Raw genomic sequence first — 12,395 nt, 5'->3', positions numbered from 1 at the left:
GCCAGATGCGATCGTTGAAGAAGTCAAATAAACAGGCTCTACCCGGCCGTTAACAGTCTGTTGATTTTCTGCTTCGTGAGCGAGTTATTGAGATTGGAGCGAGTGCAAGGCGTGAATCCGCAGGCATATCCACTAGATATGTCGAGGAATTCACAACGCCGCAATCGGTCCAATCTCAATAACGTAGCCGATCTGAGAAATTCAACAGGCTGTTAAGCCGCAAAAACGGTAAGCCAATCGTATCGGCGAAAGAGCGATCTCGCAACGAGGTAGGGTTTTATGGAGAGAGTCTTATATATTCATTTGGCTGTTCGTCCAATAAAACGATGCCGTCTGATTGCTGTTCGCTAGGCTCACTCAGGGTAATCGTTTCCCAAGCTCGTCAGCGAACCCAGCCACGAGAACCACCACAAACTGAGAACCCAACCCACGACGAGCCCCGATCACTCGGCAGCCGGTGCCACGGTTCCGGGGAGGGGGCCGGTTGTGCTGGTCGTAGGGGTGGGGAGGGTCAAATCGGCCATCCGATACCAGGGGTACACCCGGCATAATCGGCAGCCCTTTTGGCGCTGGTGGCGAAACTGACTAACGCGTCAATAACTTCTGAAAAAGTCATCAATAATACGATGGCGATAAGGTTCAATTTCTCCACATAGGACACTTCGTGCCGTAATGGACCAAATCGCGCGAGAGTTACGAAAAGGGACGCATCTTTTTCATAACTTCATAAGTCGTTGGATTTTTGCCTGACGAATCGATATAGAGCGAAAGATACTCGACCTGATAAATAAGTGAAAATTGCTAGAACTAGCTGAATCCCTGTCCAAGCGACGAAGATGCCCCAATCATTTGCCCAGTCCCAATATCCCTGCTCTTGCCTTAGTGACTCCGCAAAATCAACGCCTATCAGGCTTACACTAAACCAGGCTGGTGAAATACAACGAATCGCTTCGCCCCAACCTATGGGCCTATTTGGCCAATCCTTGCATCTTTCTAGGATGAAAAAAGTAGCAGTCATTGCGAAGGTAAACGCGATACCCGAAATAGGCATGAGTTTTAAGATGGACGATCTAAATCCGAGGTACAGACACACACAGCAGACCAGAAGAATCAAGTGGGCGAGTGAAATCTGCCATATGGGCTTCACTTATCACCTCCGTCTTTTTCGCGGAGGAGGGTTCAAGATGTCATTGATTTGATCCGTGACATCGCCGACAACAACATTGTCTATAGCTGTATGTGGGGTGTTTGTGTATCCATTGTCATTCATCCACGGCGATCGCACCATAAATCACTTCCCCAGCAGCACTTCCAGCAGGTACTTGTCGTTTCGCCCTGCTTTTAGTCGTTTGTTCTTCACGCCGACCTTGGCCGTTTTGTTGTTCTTTAGCAATCTCAGACTTGTCCGCCTTAACAGGCTGAAGTTGATGTCGGCGTGTCCTTTCCTAATCCGGCTTTGGTCTTCACCGAACGTTACGTCGAGTTGCCAGTGCAGTGAATTCTCGATGCTCCAGTGCCCGCGAACCGCTTCGGCGAAACGTTTGCCGCTGAGGTATTTGCTGACGATATAGTAACGAACGTCGCTCGTCTCCTTGCCGTTTCGTTTCACCAAGTTAACCGTCATGCCGATTGCCTTCAGGCCTGACCAGTTCGAGGCGTGCGGGAACTCTTCGGCATCGATCGGGCAGAGGTAATAGTATCGCGACTCTTCACGGCCATGCCCTTTCTCGTGCGTTTCGTGACGGTGCACTTTCATCTTCTTGAAGTCAACATCCATCGCGGCGACGAAGTGATCGCGGATTGCCTGGTGCAAGTAACGTTGATTCCCCTTAATCGCCAGGCAATAATCACCGCCGCCGTCAACGATCTTCGCAGCGATTTCCTTCTGACAACCCATCGCGTCGATCGTTACCAAACAGCCTGAAACCTCGATGATTTCCAGCAGTTTGGGGATCGCTGTGATCTCATTACTCTTCGCTTCAGTCGCGACCTGACCAAGGCTCACGTGGTTGGCCGTCGCCCAGGCACTGACCATGTGAATGGCCGCCTTGCTGCTGGCCGCATCGAAACTCCGCCGCAGCGTCTTGCCGTCGATCGCGATGATCTGCCCGTCGGTCACATCCTGCAGCGCGGTGATCCAACTCAACAAACACTTCTCGAATTCGGCTGGCTTGAGCGCGCCAAGAATTGCATTGAAACGATCGTGCGATGGGACGCCAGTGCTCATGTCGAGAAACTGCGCGAGCCACTCCTTCTTGTCTTCGGCCCAATCGGCGATCGCCACAAAATCATCCGCCCCGCCAAGCACCGCACACAGCGACATCGTCACAATGTTGACCAACGGATAAGTAACCTTACGTACGCGCGGATCCGTCAAATCGGCGAAGTGCTGTTGAATCGAAGCGGCGGACGAAGACGACGAAGCAGACATGCGATAACCTCCCTGCAAAGCTAACCCAGGCCGCGAAACAAACATCGCAAAACGCCTAAGATGCACTTGCCGAATTGTCGCAGATTACCCATCATGGCGCAATCGCCCTGATGGCGGCACCTGCTATATCAGTTCAAACACAAATGACTGATTGGCAAGGTAAATTGCTAAAGCACACCACAAGCACATGACTAGCATGAGGGCAAAAAAGAATGCCATGTATGCCAACGATCCATATCGTACAACCTCGTCATTACGTGATATCCACAAAATCGAACTGGAAATTGCTGCAAGAGGAATGATCACCCAAGAATAACCATAACTAAACCGAAAACATTCGGAGATCTGTGGCAAAGCGTTATCCGAATTCTCAATGTACGGCTGATGGTGCTCGAATTCGAACAGTCCAGCGGTATAGATAAAACCGTAGCACGTCGCAGAGCTTGAAATGACAATAATGGCAATCATTGCCTTGTAGAAGTTAATCACAATTTCTATTCTCTACTCGTCGTCTGGGAGTATTATGTTGTCGCTTGTTGCTGTAACCCCATCGTTAGTTACAGTGATTGTGCCATAATCTGGCTGAGTCGGATCCCATCCTCCCGCAAGCACAAATATAATCTCAACTTTTTTGCATCGATCTGGATAAGTCTTTAGCCACTCTTTTGCTTTCTTTATTGCTCCTTTCACTGCTTCATCTATCCAGTACTTTCGAGTGTGGGTGGGGCCGCCTGATGGGTTGCCGGCACCAGTGTGAATATGTCTCTTTTCTACCATCATCAGCCCTTCGATCTGCCAGTGCTCCGGAACTTTTTTATTGGTTGCACCAGCATCGCATCCAATGAATCCACCTGCTTGTTGTGAATCACGGAAATTAAAGGTATGAGGCTTTGTAGACGCACCATGCCCGTAGAGCAGGATAATTGTCCAGTTTTCTTTTACTGTGATGGTTGTGGATTTATCCTTATTGGTTTCCTCTATGTATTTTTCCAGCCCACTTGGATCAATGAAATTCGTCGGACTGTTCCCCACGTAACGCCGTAGGTTCGTGTCCTCTGCGTCAAACTCAATTGGATCTTCGCTAAGCCACTGACCAATGGTTGGATCGTACATTTCAAATAACTCCTGAAGTTATAGCGGCTTCCTAATGGGTTGCCAGTTGACTGGCTTCGTAGTTGTTAAGAATGCGGTTGACGTTCTTGATCACATTTGGACGAAAGTTTCGATGGCATCGCCACGCAGTTCAAGGGCTGCCAAACCGATGGCGGATTGAAATGGCATCTTCTTACTGAGTTGACGGAACTTTTGTAGCTCGTTCCATAGCTGGGCTGTGTAAAACCCCCGCTTGTAGCTGTTGTGATAAATCGCATTGCTGGGAGCAAGCTGCTTGGCGCAAGCTAACGCTTCTACCGCTGACTCGAATTGAAAGTTATCCATCAGACAATTCGCTCGCTGTCCAGCAAGCATGGCGAATTCTTCTTGCTGGGTTTGTGGCCGGATATGTCCGTAGTCTTGTTCCTGTTTCGGAGTAATCGGGAAGGGCCATTTCCGATAGTAATCTTCCGTTGGAGCATTGAAGCCTTGACTGGCAGGCTCAAAGCAAAACGACTCGTCACCATCCCAACGGCAGAAGACGTGTTGATTGGTGGTTGCCAAAGAAATGGGGTAACGAAGCCTACGACCAATGGCAGTGTAAACCATGGGCAAGAGAGGCACACGTACCTCCAAAACCGGTGAGAACGCCGTGAATGAAGAGGTTGCGGGAATCGCTGGCGTCGTACTCCCCCTTCATGAAGCCAAAGTTGAACTTGATTCCAATGTGCCGCTGTAAACATTCGATCATGGCCACGACACAGAATTGAGCTTCCGTAAAATGTCGCCGCTTACCTCGAAGCCTCTTCTGGGCCGTCTTGGTGAAGTTTTCAACCCGGTCTGTCCACTCATTGATTTTGTCGATCCCCAGCTTTACCAGTTCATTTTTCATGCCAGGTAGATCAACCGCACAGCGAAGATTCATCTCGGCAATGTCGTACTGCTCCAGCTTCGGTTGCTGGATTAGCTCATGGAACCATCGGCCCCAAGGCGTTACCCGAACTTGAATAGTCGCTGTCATCGATCAGGGAGTTCCGCTGCCGTAATCGGGAGGGGATAAGCATTCGACCGATGAGTACATCGGGTTAGTAACCGATGGTCTAATAAAATGCTGGGGCTTAAATTATCCAAGGCCCCACCGCGCATACAAAAAGACACCATCCGACTGCGCAAACGCAGCCTGATGGTGTCTCGTTTCACGGTTCTTTAAACGGAGAGCGTCCTTAGAGGATGCCGCCGTGGGTGCGGTAAGGTGTCAGGTGGCTAGGCTGGTCGAGGAACCAGATGCGTTGCCATTCCTCTAACACGTGTCGCATGTTTTCCGAGGTATAGATCAATTCGGTCGTACGAGTGGTCGGGTCAGCCGAGTAAATCGGCAGGAAGCAACCGGTGTTGCCGATAAGTGCGATCCCTAGCAGCGTCGCAATGATGAAGTTACGCATCTCATTTCCTCCGTGAAACTTATGAAGCGGCCATCCTGACCGTCTGCGTTAATGTTCCGTCGACCGTGGTCTTGAAATTTGGAGAGTTCGGAGAGACCTGCGTAAGTGGCAACCGAAAGCGGTGATTTGCTTTACGAGCCGTAATCGCCTGGGTTGGGCGGATTGGGCTGGCTCGAATAGGGCGAACCGTAGCTTGGTGTTTCGCTAGGTGGTTGCGAGGGAGAACCATAGGGGGAAGGGGATGATTCGCCAGAGCTTTGCTGCTCTGACTCGAGGCGGCCTTGGCGGGCCTTTTCCTCTAGCTGGCGAACGCGTTCTTCCATTTCTTTGCCGGGCTTGAACGTGACGACGAATTTTTCATCGACGTCTACCTTGGCACCCGTTCGCGGGTTTCGTGCCTTGCGAGCGGCTCGCTTCTTGACCTCGAAAACGCCGAAGTTGCGTAGCTCGATGCGTCCTTCCTCCACAAGGGTGGTGACGATGGCATCGAACGTCTTCTGGACGATCTCTTTCGTCTTGAGTTGTGTGAGCCCGATCTCTTCAGAAATCGTCTTCACAATCTCTTTTTTGGTCACGAGTCGACTCCCACACATGGAATGAATGAAACGCCGTAAGTTTTTCAAGCAACTCTCGGCAATTGCTCCAAGTGTAGGAGCCACAAGTACTAGAGTCAAGACGATTCTGACGCCACGTTTATTTAACGCGATGCCAGCATCCTCACCTGACGCTAGTTTTCAGGCTTCTCCGAACTATCCAATTTTCAAAGAACAAAGGTCTGAAAGGCCAGTTTTAGATCGATCGGGGTGAATTTCACCCTGGGCGGTCTAAGCATACCGTTCTCCGTGTAATCGGTATCGACGGAATAATCGGTAAACCTTCAATCGAAACCGGGTATTTTGACCTGAAAAATCGTTAAATTCGGATTTCGCTAGCACGCTCTTGGATTTCCTCCAGCGTATACAGCCGCCCTTGGCCGCTGCCAGGGCAGAAATCGCAGGTCGATTGCCAGTCTTCCGGGGTACGAATATTCGAGTCCCAGAAAGGCCAGGTTTTGCATTGGCGAGGACGTGCCGGATAGACCGTACAACCCCTTTTTTCGGTATCGAGAAAAACGCAGTCTCCGGTTGAGTATTCTTTCAAACTCTTTCGCATGCCAACTTGGCGAACGTAAACCGACTCGAATTGCGGGACGGTCATTCCGGTCTCTTGGGCCAAAGCTTCGATTTCGGCATCGTTTACCCACACGTAGCCAGGCCCGCCGGTGCAGCAGTCGCCGCACTGCGAGCATTCAAATTGAAGTCCGTCCTGGTACCAAGGACCTTTATTAGGGGAAGAATTCGACATGTTCTTGAAATCTCGTAGAGACGGTGAATGCTTACTTCAAGATCGTTCGCAGAGCGTCTAGCGTGCGTTCGATTTGTGGCGGCGTGTTGAAGATGCCTAGGCTAAACCTAAGCGTACCGCCGGAACCGATCGTCCCCAAGTGCTGATGCGTCAGCGGGGCACAGTGCAGGCCAGCCCGGCATTGAACGCCGAAGGCGGAATCGAGTGCGGTTGCCAGTTCGTGCGGGTCGAAGGCTTCGACCTGAATGCTTACCACCCCAACGCGGTGTTCTAGGTTCTCGGGGCCAAAGATGCGAATCTTGGGGAGGCTCTGCATCCCTTCGAGAAGTTGGGCCGTGCACTGCATGGTTTGGCGATGCAAAGCGGTAACGGTCTGTTCGCGAATATATTCGACACCAGCTCGTAGGCCCAGCAAGCCGGGCACGTTGGCATTTCCACTTTCGTACTTTGTGGGAAGCTCGTCAGGCTGCTCGTCTATTTCACTTTTGGTACCGGTGCCGCCTTGGCGACGAGATTGCAGCTCGGGAACGACCTCGGATTGAACGATCAAGACCCCAGTGCCCAGTGGACCAAGCAGCCCTTTGTGCCCTGGAAAAGCGACGAAGTCGATGGGTGTTTCTGTCAGGTTGATGTCTAAGTGGCCTGCGGACTGGGCGGCATCGACCAGCATGCGTACGCCACGATCTTTGGCAATTTGATAAATGGCCTCGATTGGCTGAATCGCGCCGGTGACGTTCGAGACGTGGGTGATCGCGATTAGACGCGTATCAGGACGAATCGCTTCCCCGATCGCTGCCGGATCAACTCGACCATCTTCGCCAGGAGCAACATAAGTGACTTCAATCTCTAGCGTTTTCTTCAGGAAAGAAAGCGGGCGCAAGATCGAATTGTGCTCTACCGTGGTGGTGATCACATGATCCCCCCGGCGAAGCAGGCCGTGCAATGCTAGGTTTAGCATGTCGGTGCCGTTGTAGCCGAAGATGACATTTTCGAGGGTATGCGTCCCAAACAAGTAGGCGATTTGCTTGCGGGCGTCTCCGATCAGACGTTCAACTTCATTCGCCTCGCGATACCCGCTTCTGCCTGCGCAGGCCCCTAGTTGGGTCAGGTGATGCTGAACGGCCTCGACCACGCTAGGCGGTTTGGGCCAGCTGGTTGCCGCGTTATCTAAGTAGATTCTTTCCCTTGCCACTTACCTGACGCTCACTTCCTAAGGTTGCTTAACCCCCGATTTGATACATGGCACGTTCTGGCGGAACGAACTCGGGGGAGTCCATTCCATGCGAGGCCTTCTTGGCCCTCACGCAATCGCTTAATAGTTTGGCCAGTTCGTGATCACTTCCACCGCTTCGTAAAATCTGTCTGGCGTCCCACTCGGTGGTACCGAACAAACAATTACGTAGTTGCCCCTCTGCTGTCATCCGTAGCCGATTGCACGAGCCACAAAAGGGCTCTGTTACGCTGTTAATAAAGCCAACGCGTTGTTTGCCATCGGCATACGCATAATCGGTTGCTGGTTGGCTTTTGTCGAGGCGGTCGATTTCCACGAGCGGAGCCACGTCGCGCGAGATGATCTCTCGCAACTGACGCCCGGAAAGGACCTGATCGGTATGCCAGGCCTTGTCGGCATCGAGCGGCATGAATTCAATAAAACGCAAATGGAGGTCATTTTCACGTGCAAAGTTGGCCAGCGGGACAATTTCTCCCTCGGTTAAATGCCGAATTGCAACCGTATTGAGACGGATTTCAGCAAAACCAACCTTTTGAGCAGCCGCAATACCAGCCAAAACACGCTCGACCCCAGCGCGCCGCGTGATCTGCTGAAAGATCTCTTCGTTCAGCGAATCGAGGCTGATATTCACACGGCTGAGGCCAGCTTGCTTCAGGGCCTCGGCTTGTTCGGCCAGTAAGATCCCGTTGGTGGTGAGCGCGACTTCTTCGATGCCACCGATTTCACGCAGCAGGCGAATCAATTCTGGTAGGTTAGAACGGACCAGCGGTTCGCCTCCCGTAAGGCGAAGTTTGCGCACCCCGTGTAAGGCAGCGACACGAACAACGCGGGCGATTTCCTCGAAGGTCAACAGTTCAGCACGTGCTTTGAAACGAATGTTTTCTAGCGGCATGCAGTAAAAACAGCGTATGTTGCAGCGATCAGTGACACTGACGCGCAGGCTGGTGTGGGCACGCCCGAAGGAGTCGACAAGCGGATTCTGAATATCGGAAGACATACCGCTATTGTACTCCATTATCGTCCTGAGAAGGGAATAAGCCTGGATGGACCCAATCAGTCCCACCTTGGGCCCAATGTTCTTTTTTCCAGACAGGAACTAGCTCTTTCAGGCGATCCATCAACCAGCTTGCCGCTTCAAAGGCATCGCGGCGGTGAGGGCTGGAAACAGCTACTGCAACGCTGGCTTCTCCGATCGGAACCTCCCCCAAGCGATGGACAATTGCGCACTTTTCAACCGGCCAACGGGCTTGTGCCTGAGCGGCGAGCTTCTCCATTTGACTTTGCGCCATCGGAGCATAAGCGGTATAGGTGAGCGTAAGGGTTTCCTTGGCGTCGGTGAATTGACGCGTTGTTCCCAGAAATAGCACGATGGCGCCACACTGCGGTGAGCTGACCGCTAGGCGGATTTGCTCGGCATCGATCGGGGCTTCCGTAAGTTCAATCATCTACGCAGACTTTCGTCGCTTTTGGTATTAACCACCACTAACTGGCGGTAAGCAAGCAATTTCGGCTTGGTCACGGACTTCGGTAGCATTGGTGGAGTATTCGTTATCGACCGCGAACGCGCAGCTAGGCAGGATCGGCCCTAAAGCGGGAGCCGCTTCCGCCAAGGCTAAGCGAATCGCGGCAATCGTTACCGGTGGAGCAAGCTCGAGAGAAACCTCTGAGGTGCCTGCGAGGTCTTGGGTCAGGGCAAACAGCTTGACGCGAACGTTCATGAAACAAACAAGTCGTGAGCGATGGGAGCAAAGAGGTCCGAGTCAGGGTCGAGGACGCCGTACGATTTGGCCAGCAGTTTGATGGGATGCACGACCGCTTTATTGCCGGCTTGCTCGATCTGCATTTTACAGGCACTGCATTCCGTAGAGCCAATCTGAATTTTTTTGCTTCGCATGGCTACGATTAACTCCCAGCCGATGCGAAGACTACTACGGAAGTTCTTGCGCGTAAGCCCAAAGGTGCCTGCCATGCCCGAACAGCCCTTCTCAATGGAGCGAACCGAAAGCCCGGGGATTAACTGCAAGATTCTTTGCCCGTACGAAACTTCGTGCAGTGCACGCAGATGGCAAGGAACATGAAAGCCAACGACCGCATTCAGCGGTTTCAAGTCGAGTTCCAATTCACCATGGTGATGCAGGTCCCACAGAAACTCGCAGGCCTCGCGCGTGTTCTCGGCCACAATTCGAGAATCGTCCGAATTAAGCAAGTTGGGGTACTCGCGCGTCAGGGCCATCACGGCAGAGGGTTCGGTCGCAACGATCGTGTAACCTTGCCGAACCGCTTCGGCCAACGCTTGCACATTGCGATGGGCGAGCCTGGCTGCCAGCGTTACGGCTCCTTGGGCAATTGCCGGCATGCCGCTGGTTTGTTGCTTCGGATGAACGTAGACCGCAATCCGGTTATGATCCAAAACGTTGACAAACGCCTGGGCTAGTTGGGTGTCGAACAGGTTGGCGTACATGTCGACGAAGTAAAGTACCTTCCGGCCACTACGCCGGGTTGCGGTTGTTAATCCCCGGCGAGCCGCTTGTTTGATGAAGCTGCGATGGGCTAGGTGGGGCAGCTTCCGCTGCTTGGCGAGGCCAACCAGGCGTTCCAACAGCCAACGCATCGCCCGGTTGCCCAAAGCCCAATTCGTTACGTGAGGAAAACGATTGCCCCACAACGCCCAGCGATGAATCTTGGCCTGGAAAGAGGAATCTTGCGTCAGCCCGTTGGCATCGACGTTATGAGCTTTCATTTCTAACGCCATCTTCGGAATATCAACGTTCGACGGGCAGTCGAGGCGACATTGGTGGCAATGAAAGCACGTGTCGAGCAGTTCTTTGGTGTCGTAGGTATCTAAACGATCTGGCGAAAGTTGACCCGAAAGAACGCTTCGCAGCAGATTCGCTTTCGCCCGGGGCGAAGCTTCCTCGCGCGAATCGAAACGGAAGACTGGACACATTCGCGTGTCGGCCCCATAAGTGCGGCAGCGACCGCAGCCATGGCAACTTCGGGCCGTGTTAGCCATCTCTTCCATCGTCCAATTCAAGATCGGCAGTTCCATCTCGCTGCCGGCTGGCAGGGAAGCGTCGTCGTTGGTGTCGACTTGAGATTCGGTCGATAGGGTGTTGGCAGGCAGTTCGACACGCCGGACGAGTTCCATCGGCGAAAACGTCGAAGCGAGCACCTTTTTGCCAGGGTTAAGAATCCCTTGCGGATCGAACAAATGTTTGATCCGCCCGAAGAGATCGTACAGCGATCCGTACTGCCGCGGTAAATAAGGCGTTCGGCTAATTCCATCGCCACTCTCGCCACTGATGGAACCATGGATCTGGAACAACTCTTCGTAAATCTCGTCGGCGATCCGTTCCAGTTTGGCCAAATCGTTAGGGTCGGCTAAGTTGAGCAGGGGACGCACATGCAGATGGCCGTGCGCCGCGTGGGCAAAGATCGAAGCGATTGTTTCATGTCGCTTCATGACATCTTGCACCTTGGCCAGAAACGCAGGCATTTGTGCCGGCGGGACGACGATGTCTTCAATGAAGGGCAGGGGACGCGTGTTGCCTTTGAGGCGATAGAGGATCGGGGTCATTCGCCGAGCCAGTTCCCAGTAGGTACCTACTTCGCTGGGATTGGTCGTAATCAACGAATGAAACGCCATCCGGCGACGACGTCGAATTCGATCGGCAATTTGTTCTAAGCGGTCATGAACCTCGGCCTGAGAATTGCCGGAAACCTCGACCAAGAGCATGGCTTCGGTGTTCTCAGGAATGAGGTTGGAGTAGCGTGGATCGGTTTCGCGCGCGATCGATAAGATTCGGCGATCCAGCAAGTCGCAGGCACTGATATTAAATTGGCGAAGCTGTACGGCAGCCTTTGCGGCATTGTCGATGCGTTCAAAAAACAGAAGTACCAACCCGCGAGCTGGCGATCGAGGCGATGTCTTAAGCTTGGCCTGTGTGATCAGGCCCAAGGTTCCTTCCGACCCGGCCATGATCTTGCAAAGATCGATCTGATTCTCTTGCACGATGCCAGACAAGTGGTAGCCGCTTCCCTGGTTGAACGTTTGGGGAAGGTGCCCTTGAATTTTGTCGGCGTGCGATTGCAGTAACTCTGCCAGGCCTGAAGTGATCCGCACGAGCTCTGGCGACTCTAACTGCGAAACATGATCCAAATCTGTGGGCAGCAACGTAACCGATTCGCCACTGGCCAAAACCACTTGGAGTTCGAGAATATGATCGTGGGCCGCACCATGTTGCAGCCAGTGACTTCCCGAAGCGTCTAGGGCCAGGACACTGCCCATGGTGGTCACGCTACGGGTGGCTGGATCGGGGCCGAAGATTCGTCCGCGCTGCGCCAAGTGACGATTGAGGTTGGCCAGAATAACGCCTGGTTGGACACGTACCCAGTCGTCGCCCGTTTCTAGAATTCGCCGCATCGAATGGGCAAAATCAATGACAATGCCTCTTCCCAGCGATTCTCCGGCAGTGCCGGTGCCGGCACCACGGGCGTGGACTGGAATTTGGTTTTCAGCTGCATACTGAACCGTGGCAAGGACATCCGCCGTCCGTTTGGGGCGAACAACGGCCAGCGGTTTAATTTGAAAGATGCTCGCGTCGGTCGAATACAGTTCGAGAAATGTATCGTCGCAACGGATCTCGCCGCGCACAATTCCACGGAGATCGGCTCGTATTCGTTCGCGTTCTAGATCCATTGGCTGCAGAGATCAGTGGTAACTCGGCAAAAGCGGGCCACCGTGGAGCGTTGGTTCAATTCGACGTCACGACAACGCTTCCCAGCCAACGCCGACAGACGATGGGTGGTTGCTGCCAGTCAGTTGGCGTTCATGGTAATGGGATTCGAGCCTGCT

General features: G+C 52.9%; 12 protein-coding genes. All 12 read right to left on the bottom strand.

All coding sequences use genetic code 11. The features are described from left to right. Window positions 1-1,291: 1,291 nt before the first annotated feature. Window positions 1,292-2,431 carry an ISAs1 family transposase gene (locus tag DTL42_RS05120; protein ID WP_114367588.1) on the bottom strand — a complete coding sequence of 380 codons (1,140 nt, stop codon included), beginning with the start codon at window positions 2,429-2,431 and terminating at the stop codon, window positions 1,292-1,294. Between the two features lie 501 nt (window positions 2,432-2,932). Next, complete coding sequence (locus DTL42_RS05110; protein ID WP_114367586.1) at window positions 2,933-3,544, bottom strand: RHS repeat protein; 612 nt, start codon at window positions 3,542-3,544, stop codon at window positions 2,933-2,935. A gap of 90 nt (window positions 3,545-3,634) precedes the next feature. Next, a complete protein-coding gene (locus DTL42_RS05105; RefSeq protein ID WP_147274167.1) occupies window positions 3,635-4,147 on the bottom strand; it encodes a hypothetical protein in 513 nt (170 codons plus the stop codon). After that, a complete protein-coding gene (locus DTL42_RS05100) occupies window positions 4,107-4,544 on the bottom strand; it encodes a hypothetical protein (RefSeq protein ID WP_114367584.1) in 438 nt (145 codons plus the stop codon). Before DTL42_RS05100 ends, DTL42_RS05105 begins: the two co-directional genes overlap by 41 nt. 202 nt (window positions 4,545-4,746) lie before the next feature. After that, window positions 4,747-4,965, bottom strand: a complete 219-nt coding sequence (locus tag DTL42_RS05095) for a hypothetical protein (protein ID WP_114367583.1) — start codon at window positions 4,963-4,965, stop codon at window positions 4,747-4,749. Window positions 4,966-5,096: 131 nt separating this feature from the next. Next, entirely contained in the window at window positions 5,097-5,540 is a 444-nt protein-coding gene (locus DTL42_RS05090; RefSeq protein WP_114367582.1) for an HU family DNA-binding protein, read from the bottom strand. Between the two features lie 337 nt (window positions 5,541-5,877). Beyond that, entirely contained in the window at window positions 5,878-6,309 is a 432-nt protein-coding gene (locus tag DTL42_RS05085) for a YkgJ family cysteine cluster protein (RefSeq protein ID WP_114367581.1), read from the bottom strand. A gap of 31 nt (window positions 6,310-6,340) precedes the next feature. Continuing rightward, window positions 6,341-7,501 carry an aminotransferase class V-fold PLP-dependent enzyme gene (locus DTL42_RS05080; RefSeq protein ID WP_114367580.1) on the bottom strand — a complete coding sequence of 387 codons (1,161 nt, stop codon included), beginning with the start codon at window positions 7,499-7,501 and terminating at the stop codon, window positions 6,341-6,343. A gap of 28 nt (window positions 7,502-7,529) precedes the next feature. Then, complete coding sequence (gene moaA, locus DTL42_RS05075) at window positions 7,530-8,537, bottom strand: GTP 3',8-cyclase MoaA (RefSeq protein ID WP_114367579.1); 1,008 nt, start codon at window positions 8,535-8,537, stop codon at window positions 7,530-7,532. Between the two features lie 4 nt (window positions 8,538-8,541). Continuing rightward, window positions 8,542-8,985: a molybdenum cofactor biosynthesis protein MoaE gene (locus DTL42_RS05070; protein ID WP_114367578.1), complete on the bottom strand. Its 444-nt coding sequence runs from the start codon at window positions 8,983-8,985 to the stop codon at window positions 8,542-8,544. A gap of 27 nt (window positions 8,986-9,012) precedes the next feature. After that, window positions 9,013-9,258, bottom strand: coding sequence for a MoaD/ThiS family protein (locus DTL42_RS05065; RefSeq protein WP_114367577.1), 246 nt, complete (start codon window positions 9,256-9,258; stop codon window positions 9,013-9,015). Next, window positions 9,255-12,239 carry an FAD-binding and (Fe-S)-binding domain-containing protein gene (locus tag DTL42_RS05060; protein WP_114367576.1) on the bottom strand — a complete coding sequence of 995 codons (2,985 nt, stop codon included), beginning with the start codon at window positions 12,237-12,239 and terminating at the stop codon, window positions 9,255-9,257. The genes DTL42_RS05065 and DTL42_RS05060 overlap by 4 nt, the downstream gene beginning before the upstream one ends. Between the last annotated feature and the right edge of the window lie 156 nt (window positions 12,240-12,395).

It is taken from the genome of Bremerella cremea (assembly GCF_003335505.1).
Classification (GTDB): domain Bacteria; phylum Planctomycetota; class Planctomycetia; order Pirellulales; family Pirellulaceae; genus Bremerella; species Bremerella cremea_A.
This window is presented reverse-complemented; position numbering and strand designations above follow the sequence as displayed.

Coding starts and splice junctions, on each gene's coding strand:
- DTL42_RS05100 (WP_114367584.1), bottom strand. CDS start 4,544: ATGACAGCGACTATTCAAGTTCGGGTAACGCCTTGGGGCCGATGGTTC.
- DTL42_RS05110 (WP_114367586.1), bottom strand. CDS start 3,544: ATGTACGATCCAACCATTGGTCAGTGGCTTAGCGAAGATCCAATTGAG.
- DTL42_RS05065 (WP_114367577.1), bottom strand. CDS start 9,258: ATGAACGTTCGCGTCAAGCTGTTTGCCCTGACCCAAGACCTCGCAGGC.
- DTL42_RS05095 (WP_114367583.1), bottom strand. CDS start 4,965: ATGCGTAACTTCATCATTGCGACGCTGCTAGGGATCGCACTTATCGGC.
- DTL42_RS05060 (WP_114367576.1), bottom strand. CDS start 12,239: ATGGATCTAGAACGCGAACGAATACGAGCCGATCTCCGTGGAATTGTG.
- moaA (WP_114367579.1), bottom strand. CDS start 8,537: ATGTCTTCCGATATTCAGAATCCGCTTGTCGACTCCTTCGGGCGTGCC.
- DTL42_RS05085 (WP_114367581.1), bottom strand. CDS start 6,309: ATGTCGAATTCTTCCCCTAATAAAGGTCCTTGGTACCAGGACGGACTT.
- DTL42_RS05120 (WP_114367588.1), bottom strand. CDS start 2,431: ATGTCTGCTTCGTCGTCTTCGTCCGCCGCTTCGATTCAACAGCACTTC.
- DTL42_RS05070 (WP_114367578.1), bottom strand. CDS start 8,985: ATGATTGAACTTACGGAAGCCCCGATCGATGCCGAGCAAATCCGCCTA.